18 protein-coding genes are annotated in these 20535 nt (G+C 43.0%); 13 read left to right on the top strand and 5 right to left on the bottom strand.

Features of this window, described 5'->3' with window-relative positions:
• Nucleotides 1-108: 108 nt before the first annotated feature.
• The 8 genes from napF to CHJ_RS17800 all read left to right on the top strand — a co-directional run bounded on the left by napF (nucleotide 109) and on the right by CHJ_RS17800 (nucleotide 6494).
• Complete coding sequence (gene napF, locus CHJ_RS17765) at nucleotides 109-624, top strand: ferredoxin-type protein NapF (RefSeq protein ID WP_171753382.1); 516 nt, start codon at nucleotides 109-111, stop codon at nucleotides 622-624.
• Nucleotides 608-859 (top strand): chaperone NapD, encoded by a 252-nt coding sequence (locus CHJ_RS17770; RefSeq protein ID WP_253822083.1) that lies wholly within the window; start codon nucleotides 608-610, stop codon nucleotides 857-859. The genes napF and CHJ_RS17770 overlap by 17 nt, the downstream gene beginning before the upstream one ends.
• Nucleotides 860-869: 10 nt before the next feature.
• The gene (gene napA, locus CHJ_RS17775) at nucleotides 870-3356 is read left to right on the top strand and encodes a nitrate reductase catalytic subunit NapA (protein WP_171753384.1); all 2487 of its coding nucleotides are present in this window, start codon (nucleotides 870-872) and stop codon (nucleotides 3354-3356) included.
• A gap of 23 nt (nucleotides 3357-3379) precedes the next feature.
• A complete protein-coding gene (gene napG / locus CHJ_RS17780) occupies nucleotides 3380-4150 on the top strand; it encodes a ferredoxin-type protein NapG (protein ID WP_171753385.1) in 771 nt (256 codons plus the stop codon).
• Nucleotides 4151-5005: a quinol dehydrogenase ferredoxin subunit NapH gene (gene napH / locus CHJ_RS17785; RefSeq protein ID WP_171753386.1), complete on the top strand. Its 855-nt coding sequence runs from the start codon at nucleotides 4151-4153 to the stop codon at nucleotides 5003-5005. It begins immediately after the preceding gene.
• Entirely contained in the window at nucleotides 4995-5429 is a 435-nt protein-coding gene (locus CHJ_RS17790) for a nitrate reductase cytochrome c-type subunit (RefSeq protein ID WP_171753387.1), read from the top strand. The genes napH and CHJ_RS17790 overlap by 11 nt, the downstream gene beginning before the upstream one ends.
• Before the next feature lie 8 nt (nucleotides 5430-5437).
• On the top strand, nucleotides 5438-6019 hold the full coding sequence (gene napC / locus CHJ_RS17795) for a cytochrome c-type protein NapC (RefSeq protein ID WP_171753388.1): 582 nt from the start codon (nucleotides 5438-5440) through the stop codon (nucleotides 6017-6019).
• Between the two features lie 166 nt (nucleotides 6020-6185).
• Nucleotides 6186-6494 (top strand): hypothetical protein, encoded by a 309-nt coding sequence (locus CHJ_RS17800; protein WP_317918476.1) that lies wholly within the window; start codon nucleotides 6186-6188, stop codon nucleotides 6492-6494.
• 16 nt (nucleotides 6495-6510) lie between these two features.
• On the opposite strand, the gene CHJ_RS17805 is transcribed toward CHJ_RS17800, so the two are convergent.
• A complete protein-coding gene (locus CHJ_RS17805) occupies nucleotides 6511-7650 on the bottom strand; it encodes a GGDEF domain-containing protein (RefSeq protein ID WP_317918477.1) in 1140 nt (379 codons plus the stop codon).
• A 310-nt stretch (nucleotides 7651-7960) separates the two neighbouring features.
• Between CHJ_RS17805 and CHJ_RS17810 the strand changes: the two genes are divergently transcribed.
• A complete protein-coding gene (locus CHJ_RS17810; protein WP_171753391.1) occupies nucleotides 7961-10321 on the top strand; it encodes a Lon protease family protein in 2361 nt (786 codons plus the stop codon).
• Between the two features lie 123 nt (nucleotides 10322-10444).
• On the opposite strand, the gene CHJ_RS17815 is transcribed toward CHJ_RS17810, so the two are convergent.
• Entirely contained in the window at nucleotides 10445-11197 is a 753-nt protein-coding gene (locus tag CHJ_RS17815; RefSeq protein WP_411861572.1) for a flagellar brake protein, read from the bottom strand.
• A 434-nt stretch (nucleotides 11198-11631) separates the two neighbouring features.
• Here CHJ_RS17815 and CHJ_RS17820 point away from each other — a divergent pair, with 434 nt between their 5' ends.
• Complete coding sequence (locus CHJ_RS17820) at nucleotides 11632-12609, top strand: diguanylate cyclase (RefSeq protein ID WP_317918478.1); 978 nt, start codon at nucleotides 11632-11634, stop codon at nucleotides 12607-12609.
• Here CHJ_RS17820 and CHJ_RS17825 read toward each other — a convergent pair.
• The 3 genes from CHJ_RS17825 to CHJ_RS17835 all read right to left on the bottom strand — a co-directional run bounded on the left by CHJ_RS17825 (nucleotide 12602) and on the right by CHJ_RS17835 (nucleotide 16578).
• Nucleotides 12602-13651 carry an endonuclease/exonuclease/phosphatase family protein gene (locus tag CHJ_RS17825; RefSeq protein WP_317918479.1) on the bottom strand — a complete coding sequence of 350 codons (1050 nt, stop codon included), beginning with the start codon at nucleotides 13649-13651 and terminating at the stop codon, nucleotides 12602-12604. The two genes, CHJ_RS17820 and CHJ_RS17825, sit on opposite strands and share 8 nt — an antisense overlap.
• A 160-nt stretch (nucleotides 13652-13811) precedes the next feature.
• Nucleotides 13812-15494, bottom strand: coding sequence for a glycoside hydrolase family 13 protein (locus CHJ_RS17830; protein WP_317918480.1), 1683 nt, complete (start codon nucleotides 15492-15494; stop codon nucleotides 13812-13814).
• Between the two features lie 43 nt (nucleotides 15495-15537).
• Nucleotides 15538-16578, bottom strand: coding sequence for a LacI family DNA-binding transcriptional regulator (locus CHJ_RS17835; RefSeq protein WP_171753394.1), 1041 nt, complete (start codon nucleotides 16576-16578; stop codon nucleotides 15538-15540).
• 282 nt (nucleotides 16579-16860) lie between these two features.
• On the opposite strand from CHJ_RS17835, the gene CHJ_RS17840 reads away from it, so the two are divergent.
• The 3 genes from CHJ_RS17840 to CHJ_RS17850 all read left to right on the top strand — a co-directional run bounded on the left by CHJ_RS17840 (nucleotide 16861) and on the right by CHJ_RS17850 (nucleotide 20480).
• Complete coding sequence (locus CHJ_RS17840) at nucleotides 16861-18210, top strand: ABC transporter substrate-binding protein (RefSeq protein ID WP_317918481.1); 1350 nt, start codon at nucleotides 16861-16863, stop codon at nucleotides 18208-18210.
• 95 nt (nucleotides 18211-18305) lie between these two features.
• Nucleotides 18306-19316 carry a carbohydrate ABC transporter permease gene (locus CHJ_RS17845; protein WP_171753396.1) on the top strand — a complete coding sequence of 337 codons (1011 nt, stop codon included), beginning with the start codon at nucleotides 18306-18308 and terminating at the stop codon, nucleotides 19314-19316.
• Nucleotides 19317-20480: a carbohydrate ABC transporter permease gene (locus CHJ_RS17850; protein WP_317918482.1), complete on the top strand. Its 1164-nt coding sequence runs from the start codon at nucleotides 19317-19319 to the stop codon at nucleotides 20478-20480. It abuts the gene before it with no gap.
• Nucleotides 20481-20535 lie beyond the last annotated feature (55 nt).

The following is a 20535-nucleotide window of genomic DNA, read 5'->3' on the forward strand; positions in this document are numbered from 1 at the left end:
CAATAAGTAAAAAAATAATGAAGTAAGTGGAAAAAAGTTGTTTTGTTTTAAATCACTTACAAGATGTAAATAACAATACTGTAATTAGAGCAGTTACCGAGGAAAGCATTGGTTGATCTAGCACGACGCCGTTTGTTTAGCAGAGCACCGAAAACTCATATTGATATTGCAGCGCCACAACGTATGCCATGGCTTGTAAAAGAGCAAGCATTTATTGATGGGTGTACTCGATGTGGTAAATGCATCGAAAACTGTGAAACCGCCATCATTTTTAAAGGTGAGGCAGGGTTCCCTGAAGTCAATTTCAAACTGGGTGAATGTACGTTCTGTGAAAAATGCGCGGATGTCTGCCCTGAGCCTCTCTTTCTCTCCCGAACTGAACCTGCATGGTCGCAAGTTGTTGCGATTGATGACAATTGCTTAGCCAAAAAAGGGGTTGAGTGTCGGGTGTGTGGAGAGATGTGTGACTATGCAGCTATTCGTTTTAAGTTACAGATAGGTGGTACCGCTCAACCTATTTTAAATGAGAAAGATTGTTCAGGATGTGGTGCTTGTATTAAGCCATGTCCTTCGAATGCAATACAGGTTAAACAAACAGGAAGTGAAAATGAGTTATCACGTTAGCAGTTTGGCAGTTCACGCTGCGGCAGACCAACTCGAAACGGTAAAGTCCGCCATCGAGCAGATGCCGGGTGCGGAAGTACCGGGTACTAGTGAAGTGGGTAAGTTAGTGGTTGTCATCGAAGGTGATAGCCGTGACAGTCTCGCGGATCGTTTTGAAGAGATTAAACAATTGCCAGGGGTGTTAGCAGCAACCTTGGTTTTCCATCAAATGGATGAGCAAGTTGAGCTTGACTGAGGAAGCAAAAATGAGTGTCAGTAGACGAAGTTTCTTGAAAGCAAATGCAGCAGTAGCTGCGGCATCGGTCACGGGAGTTGTGCTTCCTACATCGATCGCTCAAGCCGCTGGAAAGGATAATGAAGTAAATTGGGACAAAGCACCCTGCCGATTCTGTGGTACGGGTTGTAGTGTTCTAGTAGGTACACAAAATGGTCGCGTAGTGGCGTCTCAGGGTGATCCTGATGCACCTGTAAACCGTGGTTTGAACTGTATCAAGGGTTATTTCTTACCTAAGATCATGTACGGACAAGACCGTTTGACTCAACCATTACTGCGTAAAACCGATGGTGTTTACGACAAAGAAGGTGAGTTCACCCCAGTGAGCTGGGATGAAGCCTTTGATGTAATGGCGGACAAATTTAAGAAAGCGCTGAAAGAGAAAGGGCCTACTTCTGTTGGTATGTTCGGTTCTGGTCAGTGGACAGTATGGGAAGGTTATGCCGCGGCAAAACTGTACAAAGCCGGTTTCCGTTCTAACAACATCGACCCGAATGCTCGTCACTGTATGGCGTCTGCGGTAGTTGGTTTCGGCCGTACTTTCGGTATGGATGAGCCAATGGGTTGTTATGATGATCTTGAAAAAGCCGATGTGTTCGTGCTTTGGGGATCAAACATGGCCGAGATGCACCCAATTTTGTGGTCACGTCTAACGGATCGTCGTTTGTCTGATAAGAATGTACGTGTAGCGGTACTATCTACCTATACACACCGTTCTTATGAGCTAGCAGATAATCCAATCATCTTTACCCCACAAACTGACTTGGCGATTCTTAACTATATTGCGCACTATATTATTTCTAATAATAAAGTGAACCAAGACTTTATGGATAAGCACGTTAATATCCGTGAAGGTGAAACAGATATCGGTTACGGCTTACGTCCAACTCACCCACTTGAGAAAGCGGCGAAAAACCCAGGTAGCAAAAAGTCTAAGCCAATGAGCTTTGAAGACTACGCTAAGTTCGTTTCTAAGTATGATGCAAAGTACACTTCAGAACTATCAGGTGTGCCTATTGATCAACTTGAAGAGTTAGCGGAAATGTACGCGGATCCAAGTAAGAAAGTAGTTTCTTATTGGACAATGGGCTTTAACCAGCATACTCGTGGTGTATGGGCAAATAACCTTGTTTATAACATTCACTTACTAACCGGTAAGATCTCTAAACCAGGTTGTGGTCCGTTCTCGCTAACAGGTCAACCATCAGCATGTGGTACCGCTCGTGAAGTTGGTACGTTTGCTCACCGTCTGCCTGCAGACATGGTGGTAATGAACCCTAAACACCGTGAAATGTGTGAAACTAAATGGAACATTCCAGCAGGAACCATTCCAGCAAAACCTGGCTATCACGCAGTACTTCAAGACCGTATGTTGAAAGACCGTAAGCTGAATGCTTACTGGGTTCAATGTAACAACAACATGCAAGCGGGTCCGAACATTAACGAAGAGCGTTACCCTGGCTACCGCGATCCAGCTAACTTTATTGTTACTTCAGATCCGTATCCAACCGTCACGGCTATGGCATCTGACTTGATTCTTCCTACAGCTATGTGGGTAGAAAAAGAGGGTGCTTACGGTAATGCAGAGCGTCGTACTCAGTTCTGGCGCCAGCAAGTATCTCCACCGGGCGAAGCTAAGTCTGATATGTGGCAGGTAATGGAGTTCTCCAAACGCTTCACAGTTGAAGAAGTTTGGCCGCAAGAGTTGATTGACAAAAAACCAGAATTAGCCGGCAAAACGTTATTTGAAGTTCTGTTCGCTAACGGTGAAGTTGATAAGTTCAGCACGGATGAACTCGCTGAAGGTCAATTGAACGATGAATCTCGTGATTTCGGCTTCTACGTACAGAAAGGTCTGTTTGAAGAGTATGCCTACTTTGGCCGTGGTCATGCGCACGATTTAGCACCGTTCGATATGTATCACCAGGCACGTGGTCTTCGTTGGCCTGTGGTTGATGGTAAAGAAACACTATGGCGTTATGCTGAAGGGTATGATCCATATGTAAATAAAGGTGAAGAGTTCTCGTTCTACGGTAAGAAAGATAAGAAAGCGGTTATTTTCGCTCTTCCTTACGAACCAGCAGCGGAATCACCAGATGAAGAGTACGACCTGTGGTTATGTACCGGTCGTGTTCTTGAACACTGGCACACAGGTTCTATGACACGTCGTGTACCTGAGCTATATCGTGCTTTCCCAGATGCAGTAGTGTACATGCACCCACTGGATGCGAAGAAGCGCGGACTACGTCGTGGTGATGCAATTACCATTGCTTCGCGTCGTGGTGAAGTTACCAGCCACGTTGAAACACGTGGACGTAACAAGGTGCCACAAGGTCTGGTTTACATGCCATTCTTTGATGCCGGTCAGTTGACTAACAAGCTAACCCTTGATGCAACGGATCCGCTATCGAAAGAGACCGACTTTAAGAAATGTGCTGTTAAGGTAATGAAGGCTTAGTTGTTGTCAGGGAGCAGTGAAGAATGAAAATCTTACATTCTTTACCATCGGCCAGTAGAAGGCGTTTCATGCGAGACGCTCTTCGAACAGCAGTTGGGGTTGGTGCCGCAACGACAGTGCTTGGCCTACAGACCAAACAGAGTAAAGCGAATACATCGGGTGTGCCAATTCGCCCACCCGGTGCATTAGATGAAGAAGAGTTTCTAAATTCATGTTTACGATGTGGTTTGTGTGTTCAGGCATGCCCTTATGACACCTTAAAGCTGGCGACGATGATTTCGCCAGTAGCAACAGGGACTCCATATTTCACCGCGAGAAGCATACCGTGTGAAATGTGTGAAGATATTCCTTGTGTCGTAGCTTGCCCAAGTGGCGCGCTCGATAAAGGTTTAACTGATATAGAAAAATCGAGAATGGGAACTGCGGTTCTTATCGACCATGAGACATGCTTAAACTGGCAAGGGTTGCGTTGTGATGTTTGCTACCGAGTATGTCCGCTGATAGATGAAGCCATTACTCTTGAACCGATACGAAATCAACGTACAGGAGTACATGCTAGCTTTATTCCAACCGTTCAATCGGATAAATGCACCGGTTGCGGAAAATGTGAAGAAGCGTGTGTGTTGGAAGAAACAGCGATCAAGGTTGTTCCAACCAGTTTAGCGAAAGGTGAGCTTGGTCATCACTATCGCTTAGGCTGGGAAGAGAAAGCCAAACATGGTGGAGAAAGCTTGATTCCAGAGCAATTAACACTACCGACTCGTAAGCCGGAAGGCTCAAAGGGAGGTTTGTAAATGGCTAAGAATCATGCGAAAGATGCAGGCAAAGCAGCAACAGAAGAGTTAGGTTGGTGGATTTCACACCGTTTTCTCATTCTTCGTCGCTTATGCCAACTCTCGGTAATCGGTTTGTTTATTATGGGCCCAACGTGGGGAATCTTGACCGGGAACATGTCATCCAGTGAATTGCTGGGCGTCGTTCCAATGACAGATCCTCTACTATTGCTCCAAACGATCGCAACGGGTTATTGGCCCGAAACAACAGCCATTTTAGGTGGTTTAATCGTCGCAGGGTTTTATGCGATTGCAGGACCAAGAATGTTCTGCGGTTGGATTTGCCCTATGAATCTGGTAACGGATTTCGCGGCATGGATACGAAGAAAAACAGGGCTGAAAGCAAGCTATCAATGGCCATCATCGCTGCGCTATTGGTTGCTCGCCGCAATCCTAGTGGGAAGTGCCGTATCTGGCACTCTCTTATGGACATGGTTAGATCCTGTCTCTGCATTACACCGAGGTCTTGTCTTTGGTATGGGTGCAGGCTGGGTATTAATCTTACTGGTGTTCCTTATCGATCTGCTCCTTGTTGAGCATGCTTGGTGCGGTCACTTATGTCCACTAGGGGCTACTTATGGTGTTATCGGTCGCTACAGTTTATTGCGAGTAACTGCGACTAATAGGGAGCAGTGCAACAACTGTATGGATTGCTACAACGTTTGTCCGGAACCGAAAATATTGAGACAACCGTTGAAGCAAGGTGACAGGAAAGTCATGAGTCAAGATTGCATTAGTTGCGGTCGCTGTATTGATGTCTGTGCTGAAAAGGTATTCGAATTTAGAATAAGAACTGGAGCTAAATATGAAGAGTAAGTTTGTCGTGTCTGCAATGCTGGCGGCTTTAGTAAGTACGGCAGCATTCGCCGAAGTGACATCACTTCGAGGCGATCAGGGTATTAGTGATAATAATGAAATTGCAAAGATCAAAAAAGTGCCAAAGAGTCAGGATAAGTTAGGGTTGGACTATGTTCATCAGCCACCACTTATTCCACATGAAACTGGCCAAGTGCAATTGAATCCAAGTAATAACGGCTGTTTAGAATGTCACGATGTAAGTACTTATCGTAAAGCAGATGCGCCACGTGTAAGTCCTACTCACTATATGGATCGTGATAATAAGATCCTGACGGAAGTCGCACCGCGTCGTTATTTCTGTCTACAGTGTCACGTGACTCAAGTAGATGCAACACCACTGGTAGAGAATGAGTTTAAGCCAGCTGGTAAATTCGGTCAGTAGGGGGCTCTATGGGAATGCTAAAACGCTTTTGGGCGTGGTTCAGTAAACCTAGCCATTTGGCTCTGGGTACGCTACTGGTCATTGGTTTTGTAGGTGGCATTATTTTCTGGGGTGGTTTTAACACCGGCATGGAAATGTCAAACAGAGAAGAGTTCTGTATTGGCTGTCATGAAATGGAAGATAATGTTTACGAAGAGTATGTAGGAACGATTCACTACACTAACCGCTCTGGAGTACGTGCAACCTGTCCGGATTGTCACGTTCCTAAAGAGTGGGGGCCGAAAATGATCCGTAAGATTCAGGCAAGTAAAGAACTTTATGGGAAAGTGTTTGGCACAATTGATACGCGTAAAAAGTTTGAAGATCATCGATTTGAAATGGCGTCTCGAGAATGGGCCCGTATGAAGGCTAATGACTCGCAAGAGTGTCGTAACTGTCATAACTTTGAGTTTATGGATTACGTAGCTCAAAAGCCTGTGGCGGCGCAGATTCATGATAAAGCTGAAGATCAAGGTCAAACTTGTATTGATTGTCACAAAGGTATTGCTCACGATTTGCCGAAAGGACATACGATATCTAAAGAGTTGTAAATTATCACAACGCTGACATTGATGAATACCCGGTAAGCTAGTCTGACCGGGTATTTTTTTGCCTTGATTTTATTGCAGATTATCCTGAGGTATCATGGATGGGATTTTCTGACTATAATTTAATCAGGTGTCGCTAAGTAAAGGGGGGATGATGGCAGTTACAAGAATGCATACTGATCCAGGTAAAAGTTATGATCCAAATAAGGAACTGACTAACAACCAGCGCCGACGATACTCAGATGTCGCCAATAAAGCAGAAGAGCGCAGAGAGCAAAGAGAGCTGTACAAAGCCGCGTTAAACCCACAATTGAAGAGAGCAGAAGCGATTGCTAAAGCAAAAGCTGAGCTAAAGAAACAGCAAGATTTGCAGACAAAAAGGCGCATGCCTGAACTGTCATTCTTGAGAGTGTTAATCTGGTCTCTAACGTTAGGTGCGTTTTGGTTGTGGGTAGCGTTTATGTTCCCGAGTGGTTAGCCAGTCGCTTCTTCATTTACATTATATGTAAATGGGATATAGGATCTTTGCTTTGCTCGTTTTGTGAGGATTGATAAAAACGGAATCGATTCTTACCCAGTTTTTTGGCTTCATACATCGCCTTATCAGCACATCGAATTAACTCTTCAAGTTCATCCGCATCTTGTTTATAGACTGCAATGCCAATACTAAAGGTTAGATTCGCGTCATAATTATCCTGCTTTAAATCGTCTTCAAATAACGTGTTTATGCGATGAACAATGGCTCTTACGTCATCCATGGTCGGAATGTCATATAGCAGAAGCATAAATTCATCCCCCGCATAACGAGCCACGGAGTAATCTTGTTCCTCGGTTTCTCGATCTCTGTGGCGCATGTTGCCAGATAGGCGAGTAGCAAAGTGCTGCAATAACTTATCACCTGTATCGTGACCATAGGTATCATTAACAAACTTAAAGTTATCAATGTCTAAAAACAGCAGAGCCGATATTGAATCGCTTGATGCCTGCTCAATGAGCTTCTGTTTCGCCCATGTTTCAAAACTCCAACGGTTTGCTAAGCCTGTTAAACGATCTCGATAAGCTAATTGATCTATCCCTTCTTGGTACAGTCCTTGTAAGTAGTCTATTGCTTTGTAGTAGTAGTAGTTGGAAACCAGCGCGATAAAACACATCACGGTTAAACTAAAAATGAATCTATCTGCAGGGAGACGATGGGTGCTGAAATTCACCCAGCTAAAGTCATTAAAGTATAAGTAAACGGAGGAAACTGCGATAAAGGAGGTACTGGTTATTAATGCCTGTTTAAAATCGTTAATGATGATCACCCCTGCGAGAATGGGAAATACCCAAAAAACAGTACCTTCAGGGAAGATTAAGTTAACGGCAGCATTCAGCAGCATCGCAATGTTGAAGAGTGTTGGGTGGTGATCGCTGTATTTTTTAACGCATAGGTAGCCAAAGTACACGGCGCAAAGCAGCGCTCCGGCAAAGTTAGTAATGGCAAAAATTTCACGGTCTAGTAGCCAGTTGATACAACCATAACCCGCCAGAAAAACCACAGACACAGAACTAAACATCAACCGAAATTTCTTTTTTCGGTTTTGGTTAATGTCTGCCATATCTTCAAGTTTTATGCCGGTTAAAAATTGTCGCATCGAAATTTAAGTGGTCTCTAGGGGGAATTTTAAAGAGGCTATATTGTATATGTCTAGTATAAAATGTGAACAATAAACACTATATATAGTGTGATCTACTTCAATCTCTAACAAAAATATGGAGCAAGATCACATTAGATCTTTTGCTAGAAAAAGGATCCTGTTGTGGTGAATTGCTCATCTTCTGCGCAGTTAAACAGTAATTGCACCTAAATCACTAAAAAATATAATAATTACCACTACACTGAAGGTATGTCTTTGTGCTTTCGCCATTTATTAATGAATGGAATGGCTATTTCTGGAGGTGATAATGCCGACACTCTCGTTGACTCCACAAGATCTGTATTTTGAAGCAAAACTAGAAAACTTGCCGTGTAAATCCACAAAAGAACTCAGCCCTATTGATGAGATCGTTGGACAGGAACGGGCACAAAAAGCCGTTGAGTTTGCAATGTCCATCAAGGAAAAGGGGTACAACATTTACGCCATTGGCAGAAACGGTCTTGGTAAGCGGACGATGATTTTGCGATATCTTAGCCGCCACCAGCATGAAGCCGACTCATTATATGATTGGTGTTATGTCGCCAATTTTGATGATATCCGTACACCTAAAGTGCTTAAGCTACCATTAGGGATGGGCAATAAGTTTAAGCAAGACATTGAAAAGTTATTAGTGAAGCTAGTGAAAGCACTTCCTCTGGCCTTTGACAATGAAATGTACTTTACTCGAGCGGAAAAGCTAAAGAGTCAATTAGCGCATAAGCAGCAAGGCGAGCTAGAAGTCATTAGCAAGCAGGCGAAAGAAAAGGGCATTAGCTTAACATTAACCACCCAAGGTGATTATCAGTTTATCGCCATGAATGGTGAAGATCTGCATACGGAGGAGAGCTTTGATGCGCTCTCAGCTAAAGAACAGTTACTGTTTGGTGAGAACATTGATGCGCTAGAGATCCAACTACGAACGATGGTGCGTCAACTGACCGAGTGGGAAGAGAAATACAGCGAAAAAATACAGAAGTTAAATGATGAAGTGACACTAGAAGTGATCACTCATTTTATTAAGGAGTTGAAGAAGAAATATCTCGGTTATGGTGCCATTAAAAAACATCTTACCGACCTACAGAAAGATATTGTTGAGAACGTTGAAATCTTCTTAGAGGAGGGGGATGAGCAAGGGGAAATTGCTTCTGCTTCTCTGGAGAAAAAGCTTCCTCGTCGCTATAAAGTTAACGTGCTAGTGAGTCAATCTTCAGATGAGTTTCCAATCGTTGTTGAAGAGAATCCCAACTACCATTCTCTCTTTGGCTATACCGAAACCGCAACGTTCAAAGGTACGGTGTTTACCGATTTCTCTCTTATTCGTCCCGGCAGTTTGCATAAAGCAAACGGCGGTGTTTTGCTTATGGATGCCATTAAAGTACTTGAGCAACCATACGTGTGGGATGGTCTTAAAAGGGCACTTCGTTCTCGTCAATTGAGCTTAACTTCGTTAGAAAAAGAGCTAACCTTAACAGGGGCGGTTTCGCTTGACCCTGAGCCGATTCCACTCGATGTTAAAATCATATTGTTTGGTGACTATCGAACATATCAACTGTTACAGCATTATGATCCAGAGTTTAGTGAACTATTTCGGGTTACGGCTGACTTTGAAGATGAGATGAAACGAACAGAGGAGTCGGAACTGCACTATGCCCGCTTTATTTCAAGCATTGTGCATGATAACGGCATGCTTCATTGTGATAAAAAGGCGATTAGCCGAATTATCGAACACAGTTCACGCATAGCGGGAGATCAGAAGAAGCTCTCTTTGCATTCTGCCCACATTGCTAACTTGCTGCGTGAATCCAATTATGTTGCTAAAAATGCTAGGTCTAACTTAATTCGGGCGAGTCATGTTGAACAAGCTCTAGATAATCAGCAGATGCGAGTGGGTCGGTTACAAGATCACGTGATGGAAAGCTTCCATAATGGCACCACGCTTATTCATACTTCAGGCGATGCCATAGGGCAAGTGAATGCACTGTCCGTCTTGTCCACCAGTGATCATATGTTTGGTGCACCTAATCGTATTACTGCAACAACAAGCTATGGACAGGGTGAGGTGATCGATATTGAGCGTAATGTTGACCTTGGTGGCAGCATTCACTCCAAAGGCGTGCTGATTCTGTCTGCTTATTTGGCGTCTGTTTTTGGTAAAACCGCCAAAATCCCATTAACAACAAATATCACATTTGAGCAATCATATGGTGGCGTAGATGGGGATAGTGCCAGTATGGCAGAACTGTGTGCTGTCGTTTCTGCTTTCTCTAAACAAGCAAACCGACAAGATATTGCCATTACCGGCTCTATGAACCAGTTTGGTGAATCTCAACCCATAGGTGGCGTCAATGAGAAGATAGAAGGTTTCTTTGATGTTTGTACCATAAAAGGTCGTTGTCAGGGGCAAGGTGTAATTATTCCTAAGTCCAATAGTCAGAACTTAATGTTGAGAAAAGACATTGTTAAGGCGGTAGAAAAGGGAGAGTTTCATATTTGGGCCATTGACCATGTATCAGAAGCGATTGAGCTCTTTACAGGGAAAGCTGCCGGTCAAGCGAGCGAAGAGGGAAGTTATCCTATTAATACTGTGTTCGGTATAGCTCAGGCTAAACTTAACGCATTAAGAAAGTAAGTGGTTACTAACTTTACTGAAGAGACAAAAGTTAGAAACTAATAGCAGTAGGGGGACAGTGTTCTCCTGCTGCTATTGTTGTTGGAGGTTAAATATTATTGCCAGCGACATAACCGAAGATAGTTACAGTTTTAGTGACAGTTTTACCCCATCAAATTTCAAGTGACTCAAAATACCTTGAACATTCTTAAGGCCTTCTTCATCAAACTTTAAACCGTACTTTGCGTAATGCATCGATGACTGAAGGTTACATATGGTTCCAGAAAGTGGTGAGAGTTGTACTTTAGAACCGTTAGGAGTGGGGATATTAACGGTAATATAATCCCCGACATCAAAGTGCTTGGCTAGAGGGCTAGTGATAAATCGGCAGCCCCCTTTGGATAGGTCACGAATTTCGCATTCAAGTCTGAGTGACTCGGTGACAGCGTGCGCTTTGAGGTTGACGTCGTAACGAGGTTCTTTACGTAACTGGTTAATTTTCATCATGCCGGGAATGGAGATCATAATGATTGGCACAGGCTCAAGCAAAATATGCATGATTTGGCTACGGAAATGTATTAGCGCCCCTTCTCCTTTTTGAGAAATGGCACGGACATTCATCCAAAAGCCTTCTTGAAAAAAGAAGGCAAAGTCATCATCGGAGAGTTCTGGCACTTCTAACAGCATAAAGTTGTCAGAATGGGTTCCAATAAACTTGGTTTTACCTAAATATCGAATGCCAACAGGGGTTGTTAGGTTGATGGTTAATTCGCTGCCATGGCTAACCATATCAATAGCATCAGTACTGTTCATGGTACTTTCTGTGCCATTAATAGCAGGCTCGTTCTTAACATCGATTCGATTTTCTCGTTTTACCATGCTTGCTCTCGCATTCACCTGCCAACTCCTGAAAACTCTGTTTTTATAATAGTATGTAAGAATTTATTAATATAGTAATCAGAGTTTACCTATAATTGCTTTTCTTTCAAAGCTCTAATACATAACACAATGTGATTATTGTTATAAATATCATTCATAACAAGCTTGCAACAAGTATTTATTGTTTGCATGAATGTTTAATAACATTGCTCATGGGCATATATTTTGTAATTGCAGCACAATGCTTTGGTAAAGGTAGCAAAATAAAATGTCGACAGGTCACTTGAGTATAGCCTGAGGCTCGATCTCATTTAGCTGACATTCACCGCAGATAATGCTGTAGTGTGTGATAAGGAAATGTTAAAAGTTTGAACTAGATAAAAAAGTGAGTGAATTTTAAGCTAGTAAGTTATCTTTACCGATGATAATCTTTCGCAAATTAGCGAAATCTGATGCATATAGGGAACATGGATAGCTCTTCTCAACATTTAGTTAATGAATTAACTATTCAATCTACAGAGATTTTTAACGCCATGCCGGAACCTGCATTCTTACTGAGTGAGGATGGTGTTTACCTGAATGTATTTGGTGGAAAAGATGCTGAGCGCCATCATGATCCTGTCGTATTGAAAGGAAAATCTTTGTTTGATGTTTTTCCTGAGAAACTGGCATCACTATTTTTGACCTATGTTAAAGAGGTGATAGAGTCCGGTATCTCCAGAACGTGCCAATATACTATGGATTTAAGTGATATTGATGCGTTTAAAGATCAGACCGGTCCAAAGGGTGTTCGCTATTTTGAAGGATTTCTCTGTCGCGTATCGGCAGGTAATGATCGTTTCGGCGTGCTGTGGACGGTGCGTTGTATCACTGCTTATAAAAGCCTGATATCAGAGCTTAAACAGCAGAAAAAAGAGTTAATGAACGTTTCTCAACGGGATCATTTAACGGGTGTCTACAATCGAGTGGCGTTAGAGAGTGTGTTGCCTAATATTCTGCTCAAAGCGGAAAAATCTCGCAGTAGTATTTCAGCATTAATGATTGATATTGACTACTTTAAACAGCTAAATGAAAAATTTGGTCATATAAGAGGTGACAAAGCCTTGGTTCAGCTTGGCGATATGCTGAATACGTGCTTTTATCCGGATGGCTACTGTTTCCGCTATGGCGGTGATGAATTTTTAGTTGTGTTGCTAGACCACACCATAGATCAAGTTCAACAGCTTGCCGAGCAATTTCGGATGGCTGTTTCCGATGCGAATATTGCTAACCCAGACTCACCCGTTGCCAAGTATTTAACGGTGACAGTTGGTGTCTATTTTAACCAGCAAACAGATGCGAGTCTTGATCCTGATTATCTCGTTCATTTGGCAGATAAAGCACTTATTAACGCCAAAGCAGATCAAAAAAATACCACCTATATTATTTAATAATACCAATCTCTATGCGCACGGCAGCATGGTCACTTGATAAATGGTCAGTTTGATAGTTTGGATTGATGATATGTTCATCGTAAGTGTGATACTGATTAACCGATAAATATCCACCACTGTTTGGTGCGAATTCATTACTCAGTAAGATATAGTCTAATACTTTTCCCATAGCCCCGTAGTAGTGCGTTGCAGGTCGAGACCATTGCAGATTTGCCGAGTCAAATTGCTCACAATAGAGCTCCCAGCTATCACAGAAGTAAAGCTGATTGAGGCTCTCATCGTTTCGATTTCTGTGAGAAGGATGTTGAGGGGAGAGAGCAAAAAAGCAGTCAAATTCTATACTGCTGATGGTTTGGTTAAAGTCACCTAAAATAATGCAGGGCCGACAGGTTTTTGCTCTAAATTGGCTGAGCATACTGTAAAGAACGTTGGCCTCGAATCCTCTTTGACTGGCTGAGCGCCATATCCCCATTATATTCTCTGTGTAGTCGTTCTCGTTTGTACATCCCGGATTCGTTTTTGATGTAACCTGACAGAGATCAGGCGGAGTGAGCGTTGGCCGTTGAGATTTAAAATGGACAACAACAAAATCTATGATACCCAGTTGGCCGAGCTGTATGGAGACCAGCAAAGGCTGTCGACTAAACTGAAAGTCTTGAGTTAAATCTTGATGGTGGAAAAGCGAGCGATCTGCTGTGAGTAATTGTGCATCAAGAATGGGGTGTTTGGATGCCAACGCCAGTACGGGGTCAGAGTATTGATAGCCATCCCTAACCGAAGGACTATCTAAACAGACAAAATGCGGGTAGCCAAGTTGATTCAACTGTTGCTTTAATATGTCGGGACTAAAGACTTCTTGGAAGGCAATAACGTCTGACTGTAGTTCATTAATACAGTTAGAGAGCCAAGTCACCTTTCTTTGCCACTCCGTATCGCTATATATATTATCAAATTGATAAAAAGCGTTGGGGGGCTGCAGATAATTGAACAAGTTTAGTGTGCTAATGTTAAATGTCGAGGCGCAATTAAGTCTATTCATAAGTTGCCATTTAAAATGGGGCCTATGTTTAAAGAATATCCTAGATCATCAATAAATAAAGAACCGCCTTGTTATTTACTGATTAACAAGGCGGTTGTCGTCTCTGTTGAGAACGCTTCACAAAGTGGCGTTATCTCATGGCTATCTAGCCGATGAAATGTCAGCTAATTTCAATAATACTCGCTTGATACGGCTGTAATTGCATATTTTCCAGCGAGTGAATCTCTTGAGAATAGTTGCTGAGCGCGGTTTTGATTACTTTTCCAGAGTAGCTCCGTTGTTGAATCTCTCCACTGAAGTTAGCAACGATTAACAAGGTTTTACCTTGATACACTCTTTGATAGGCGTAGACATCACTATCATTGGCGTCGAGTAATTGGTGACGACCATAAACAATAACATCGCCATACTCTTCGCCTTGACGTAGTGCGATGAGTTTTCGGTAGTGATTAAATACCGAGTCGCTATCCAAAACGGATGCTTCAGCATTAATCTCTTTATAATTCTCATTGACGGCTAACCAAGGTGTTCCGCTAGTGAAGCCTGCGTTGTGTGAGTTATTCCACTGTACGGGAACTCGAGCGTGATCTCGGGAGAAAAAGTTCAAAAAGTCTAACGCCGCTTGTGGCTCTACACCTCTTTCGAGCATTTTCTGGTAATGGAAGTGTGCCATTAAATCATCAAACTCACTGATGTCAGCAAAATGCTTGTTTGTCATGGCAAATTCTTCACCTTGGTACACATAAGGCGTACCGCTCATCATATGTAATACCGTTCCCAGCATTTTTGCGCTAATGACTCTATTTTCACCTTGATCGTTACCAAAGCGTGACACAGTACGGGCTTGGTCATGATTACTCCAATAGAGGCTGTTCCAGCCTTTTTGGTATAGGTCATCCTGCCATTTAGCCATAATGGCTTTATACTCAACTAAGTTGAACGGCTTTTTAACCGCATTATGCTCTTCACGGTCGATACTCATATGCTCAAACTGAAAAATCATGCTGATTTCATGACGTTTTGGATTTGAATAGAACTGACCATCTAGCGTCGTGGTAAAGGGCGTTTCACCTACCGTCATTACATCATAATGAGAGAGGACTTGTTCATTCATCTCTCTAAGGTATTGGTGCACTAGCAAGTTATTTGACCAGTGTTCCCAACCCGCAACGCCGGAGTCGAAAATAGTGGCGTCTGGATAATCTGACGGTTTACCAATCATATTGATCACGTCCATGCGGAAGCCACCAAGGCCCTTTTTAAGCCAAAAGTGCATCATGTCGTAAATCGCTTGGCGTACCTCGGGATTAGCCCAGTTGAGATCCGGCTGCTCCTTGGCAAACAGGTGGCAATAGTATTGGCCACTCTCTTGGTCGAGAGTCCACGCTTTTGGGGTAAAAAATGATTCCCAGTTATTTGGCTCACTGCCATCTTCTTTGGCATCTTTCCAAATATACCAATCTCTTTTGGGGCTGTTTATGCTGCTTTTTGACTCGATAAACCAAGGGTGTTGATCTGAGGTATGGTTAGCCACTAAATCCATTACAATCTTGATGCCACGCTGGTTAGCTTGTTCAATCAAGTTGTCCATATCTTGCATGGTGCCAAATTCAGGAGCGATCTCAAAATAGTCAGAGATATCATAACCATTATCATTCATTGGCGATTTATAGACAGGGCTTAGCCAAATAACGTTGGCACCAAGCTGTTTAATGTAATCAAGTTTTTCGAGTATGCCGACAATATCACCAATACCATCACCATTGGAGTCATTAAAACTGCGAGGATAAATTTGGTATACAACGGCATTATGCCACCAACGTTTCTCTATAGGGTGGGTCATTATATTTACTCCTTAAATAAGGGCTAGATATGCTTTTGGTGAATTAACTGCTCTGTCTGAGTTGGATTTTCTCTGCCAACTCAACAGATTCATACGGTAATATGCCTAAGGCAATTTTAGCGGCGATCCGGCCTTTCTCTGCGATAGGTTGATGCACGGTTGATAGCCCAGCTCGCTCTGCTTGGGGAATATCATCAAAACCAACAATTTTTAGTTGTTGCGGCACTTCTATCGATAACTCTTTCGCTGCATCTAATGCCGCAAGTGCGATGCGATCACTCATACACAGCAAAACATCAATATTGTCTGGAGCCGTCAGAGCCCCCCTCAGTACAGCTTTCATCGCATCATGCTCTAAATGGTGGATCTGCCATACATGATGAGTTTCTAATTCTATTCCCACCTCTTTCATGGCTTTTTTATACCCTTCTAGGCGACGTCTAGAGATGCACTCTTCCGGTGTGAATAGCTTGTCAAACGAGCTAAATGACAGCGCATTAGATGGCTCAAGCCTTAAACCTAATATGAGTAACTTTTGTTCGGCGTGGTTAAGAACATTTGAGGCAATTAAGTAAGCCGATTTTTCATTATCGATACTCACTGAAGGGGTTTTCGGCAGGTCAAAATCAACCGTTACTAACGGTTTGCCTTGTTGTTGTAGCCGCTCTAGAACATGTCTGTCTGCGGGTTTACCGTAAACAATAAAGCTGTCGGGTATGGTTTCTGCTTGGGTACTTTGATAGTTCTCCGTATTAGACGGAAGAAGCAGCATATTAACGTGTTGCTCATCTAAGGTTTCAGATATGCCGGCCAAAAACTCGCTGGCCACAGGATCGGTAAAGCTATACGAGAGGTTGTCAGCAAGTAATACGCCAATTACACCGGTTTTACCTGTACGTAAGCTTCTGGCGGTCAAACTCGGGCCGGTATAACCAAGTTGTTGACACTGTTCTAAAATTTTAGTTTTTAGAGAGGCGGATAACTGATCCGGTCGATTAAATGCATTAGAGACAGTCGCAGTAGAAACCCCAAGTTGTTTCGCCACATCTTTAAGTGTTGGCTTTTTCACTGTATGACTTTTCATTGGGACATTTCCTTGAAGTAATAGCAACAAACAAAAGCATTTTCTGAATTCTAGAACGATTAAGAAGGCATAAGAAATACTTTACCTCTATTAATGGTCAATATTTGACGCTGAGTCATAAAAATGAGTAATAAATAGTCATTAATATGATCTAAATAACAACTTCAGCAGCTTAATTGGTCGAAACTATTTTTGGGAGCTATGGTTCCTCTATGGACTTAACCGATTAAGTCTTTCGTGAAACAGTAAAATAAAAAACAGAAATACATGGAGTTCGAACTGATGAAAACTACCCTTGTTACTAGTGCAGTCGCTCTGGCGATACTCTCATCTTCTGCAATGGCCGCCGATCTTAAATATACACCCGGTGAAGATAACCGTTTTAACTGGCCAAGCTATGAGGCACTAAAAAAAGTAGACCTAACTGGTGAAACCGTCACCATAAGTGGCCCTTGGCTTGGCCCAGATAAAGCCTTGATTGAAAGTGTGATTGCGTATTTTGAAGAAGCGACAGGTGCCGATGTTCAGTATGCCGGTTCTGACTCTTTCGAAACTCAAATTGTCATTGATGTACAAGCAGGTAGTGCGCCGAATATTGCTATTTTCCCTCAACCAGGTTTGGCCGCGGATCTTGCTTCTAAAGGTTTCTTAACACCGTTGAAAGGTGATTGGAGCTCTTGGATTGAGAAAAACTATGCCGCAGGGACATCTTGGGTTGACCTAGGTACCTTTGACAATAAACAAGGCCAGAAAGATCTGTTCGGTTTCTTCTATAAGGTCGATCTTAAATCTTTGGTTTGGTACGTTCCAGAAAACTTTGAAGATGCGGGTTATGAAGTACCGAAAACCATGGAAGAGCTAAAAGCGTTAACTCAGCAGATGGTCAAAGACGGTGAAACGCCATGGTGTATCGGTCTGGGAAGTGGTGGCGCTACAGGTTGGCCTGCAACTGACTGGGTTGAAGATATGATGTTGCGTACTCAATCTCCTGCCGATTACGATGCATGGACTAAGAATGAGCTGAAATTCAACGACAAGAAAGTCGTTGGCGCTATTGAAGAGTTTGGTTGGTTCTTGAACGACGATTATGTTGATGGTGGTTCTCGCGCGGTTGCCGCAACAGATTTCCGTGATAGCCCTAAAGGCATGTTTAGCTCTCCAGCTAAATGTTACATGCACCGTCAAGCTTCGTTTATCCCTAGCTTCTTCCCTGAAGGTACAGTATTGGGTGAAGATGCCGACTTCTTCTACTTCCCTGCTTATGAAGGAAAAGATCTAGGTAAACCTGTATTAGGCGCTGGTACCGTATGGAGTATTACCAAAGACTCAAAAGCGGCACAAGAGTTCTTGAAGTTCCTTCGTCTGCCTATCGCTCATGAAGTATGGATGGCTCAATCTGGTTTCTTAACGCCATTTAAAGGCGCGAACCTTGATACTTATGCCAATGACTCGTTGAAGAAACAGGGTCAGATCCTATTGGGTGCGACAACGTTCCGTTTCGATGGTTCGGATCTAATGCCTGGTAAGATTGGTGCGGGCGCGTTCTGGACTGGTATGGTGGATTATAGCGGCGGAAAATCTGCACAAGATGTTGCTAATGATATCCAAAAAACGTGGGACGCTTTAAAGTAACTCGTTAGTGATAAAAGGTCAGTACCGTGGTACTGACCTTCTTTTTATTCTCGATAGTTTGACTGTTAGTATTTTCGATTTATTGTGAGGTTTTCATGGAGCAATTGTATTACTCCCTTTTTATCATGATCCTCGGTGTAGCTGGTTGCATAATCTATTTTGTGGGTAGCAACTTCCTACTTACTCTGATTTTCCCCTCCCGTGGTGTTTCAAATGAGCAGAAGGCAAAAAACATCAGCCGCGCTGCGTCGGTTCGACCTTGGCTGTTTTTAGGTCCTGCGCTGTCATTTCTAGGGCTGTATTTGGTTTACCCAATTTTTGATTCTTTCATGCTCTCTTTACATGACCGAAGCGGCGATGTTTTTATCGGAGCAGATAACTATGTCTGGCTGTTGAATGACAGAGAGTTCTTAGAATCACTACTGAATAATATGTTGTGGTTATTGGTTGTGCCGGCAATGTCGACCTTCTTCGGTTTAGTTATCGCTGCGATGACTGACAAAGTGAGTTGGGGAAACATCGCTAAGAGCATGGTCTTTATGCCAATGGCTATTTCCTTTATTGGCGCGTCGATTATCTGGAAATTTGTATACGACTATAGAGCGGAAGGTTCAGAGCAGATCGGCATACTTAATGCGATTGTAGAAGCCCTTGGTGGTACGCCAGAGGCATGGATAACCATACCGTTTTGGAACAACTTTTTCTTAATGGTTATTTTGATTTGGATCCAGACCGGTTTCGCTATGGTTATATTGTCTGCCGCGTTGCGCGGTATTCCTGAAGAGACCGTTGAAGCTGCAGTGCTAGATGGCGCAAATGGCGTTCAGATATTTTTCAAAATTCTTATCCCTCAGATATGGGGAACCATTGCCGTTGTTTGGACAACCATTACGATTACCGTACTGAAGGTATTTGATATTGTTCTGGCCATGACGAATGGTCAATGGAATACACAGGTACTTGCCAATATGATGTTTGATTGGATGTTCCGGGGCGGCGGTGATTTTGGTCGAGGAGCGGCTATTGCCGTCATAATTATGGTCGCGGTTATTCCAGTGATGGTTTGGAATATTCGACAAGCCAATGCTCAAATGGAGGGACGCTAGATGTCAGATGCACAATTTGGCCTAAGCAAGCTAAGGCGTTCACCTTTAACAATTTTAGTTCACTTATCGGTGTTGCTGGTGGTGATTCTTTGGACTCTTCCTACTGCTGGCTTACTTATTTCATCGTTTCGAGATAAAGAACAGCTTGCTGTGTCAGGCTGGTGGACCGCACTATCCGCTTCAGAACAGAACCTAATCGGAAGGACAGGCCATCCTGATCAACAAGTACAAAAAGATGGTACGTACGTGTTGGAAGGACAGTTAGGCGAAGATGGCAATGCGATAAACGTTAAACGCTTTGGTGCATCATCTAAAGCGCCAACCAAATATATGCCTGGAGAGACGGCACCGATGCGCAAAGGGGCAACCCTGACCGTTAACGAGGATGGCTATTACGTTATGACCTCGCCTGAACCGTTTAAAGGTAGTCGTGGTAAGCGTGTTTTCTATACTTCCGAAGTGGCACCTAAATTTGGCTTAGATAACTATCGTGAAGTATTAACCGCAGAGGGCATAGGACAGTCTTTCATTAACTCGTTAACGGTAACCATACCTGCAACAATTATCCCTATCTTGATTGCTGCTTTTGCCGCGTATGCGTTGTCTTGGATGCGGATGCCGGGTAGACCTATATTGATCGCTCTGGTTGTTGGACTATTGGTTGTACCGTTACAGATGTCGTTAATACCGCTATTGAGGTTGTACAACGAGGTTGGTGCTTTCTTTGGTGTTGGTGCCAAAACATATTTGGGGATATGGCTTGCCCATACCGGTTTTGGTTTGCCGTTAGCCATTTATTTATTGCGTAACTATATTTCTAGTTTACCAAGAGAGATCATTGAGTCGGCTCGTGTTGATGGCGCGACTGATTTTGAGATATTTGTTCGAATTGTTTTACCACTTTCTTTCCCTGCATTGGCGTCATTTGCCATCTTCCAGTTCCTTTGGGTTTGGAATGATTTATTGGTGGCAACCGTGTTCTTAGGTAATGGTGAAAGCGAGTTGGTGCTTACCGGACGACTTAGAGAACTGCTTGGTTCTCGAGGAGGAAACTGGGAGATATTGACGGCCTCAGCGTTTGTCTCTATTGCCGTTCCGCTAGGGGTATTTTTTAGCCTTCAACGTTATTTAGTGCGTGGATTGCTTTCTGGCTCAGTTAAGTAAGCGGGTTGAGTTAAGTAATCTGGTGCAATGAAACAATTTGATAAAGAGAAGAATT

The sequence above is a fragment of the Vibrio sp. MACH09 genome (assembly GCF_033238805.1).
Classification (GTDB): Bacteria; Pseudomonadota; Gammaproteobacteria; order Enterobacterales; family Vibrionaceae; genus Vibrio.

Coding starts and splice junctions, on each gene's coding strand:
- CHJ_RS17770 (WP_253822083.1), top strand. CDS start 608: ATGAGTTATCACGTTAGCAGTTTGGCAGTTCACGCTGCGGCAGACCAA.
- napA (WP_171753384.1), top strand. CDS start 870: ATGAGTGTCAGTAGACGAAGTTTCTTGAAAGCAAATGCAGCAGTAGCT.
- napG (WP_171753385.1), top strand. CDS start 3,380: ATGAAAATCTTACATTCTTTACCATCGGCCAGTAGAAGGCGTTTCATG.
- napH (WP_171753386.1), top strand. CDS start 4,151: ATGGCTAAGAATCATGCGAAAGATGCAGGCAAAGCAGCAACAGAAGAG.
- CHJ_RS17790 (WP_171753387.1), top strand. CDS start 4,995: ATGAAGAGTAAGTTTGTCGTGTCTGCAATGCTGGCGGCTTTAGTAAGT.
- napC (WP_171753388.1), top strand. CDS start 5,438: ATGGGAATGCTAAAACGCTTTTGGGCGTGGTTCAGTAAACCTAGCCAT.
- CHJ_RS17800 (WP_317918476.1), top strand. CDS start 6,186: ATGCATACTGATCCAGGTAAAAGTTATGATCCAAATAAGGAACTGACT.
- CHJ_RS17805 (WP_317918477.1), bottom strand. CDS start 7,650: ATGCGACAATTTTTAACCGGCATAAAACTTGAAGATATGGCAGACATT.
- CHJ_RS17810 (WP_171753391.1), top strand. CDS start 7,961: ATGCCGACACTCTCGTTGACTCCACAAGATCTGTATTTTGAAGCAAAA.
- CHJ_RS17820 (WP_317918478.1), top strand. CDS start 11,632: ATGCATATAGGGAACATGGATAGCTCTTCTCAACATTTAGTTAATGAA.
- CHJ_RS17825 (WP_317918479.1), bottom strand. CDS start 13,651: ATGAATAGACTTAATTGCGCCTCGACATTTAACATTAGCACACTAAAC.
- CHJ_RS17830 (WP_317918480.1), bottom strand. CDS start 15,494: ATGACCCACCCTATAGAGAAACGTTGGTGGCATAATGCCGTTGTATAC.
- CHJ_RS17835 (WP_171753394.1), bottom strand. CDS start 16,578: ATGAAAAGTCATACAGTGAAAAAGCCAACACTTAAAGATGTGGCGAAA.
- CHJ_RS17840 (WP_317918481.1), top strand. CDS start 16,861: ATGAAAACTACCCTTGTTACTAGTGCAGTCGCTCTGGCGATACTCTCA.
- CHJ_RS17845 (WP_171753396.1), top strand. CDS start 18,306: ATGGAGCAATTGTATTACTCCCTTTTTATCATGATCCTCGGTGTAGCT.
- CHJ_RS17850 (WP_317918482.1), top strand. CDS start 19,317: ATGTCAGATGCACAATTTGGCCTAAGCAAGCTAAGGCGTTCACCTTTA.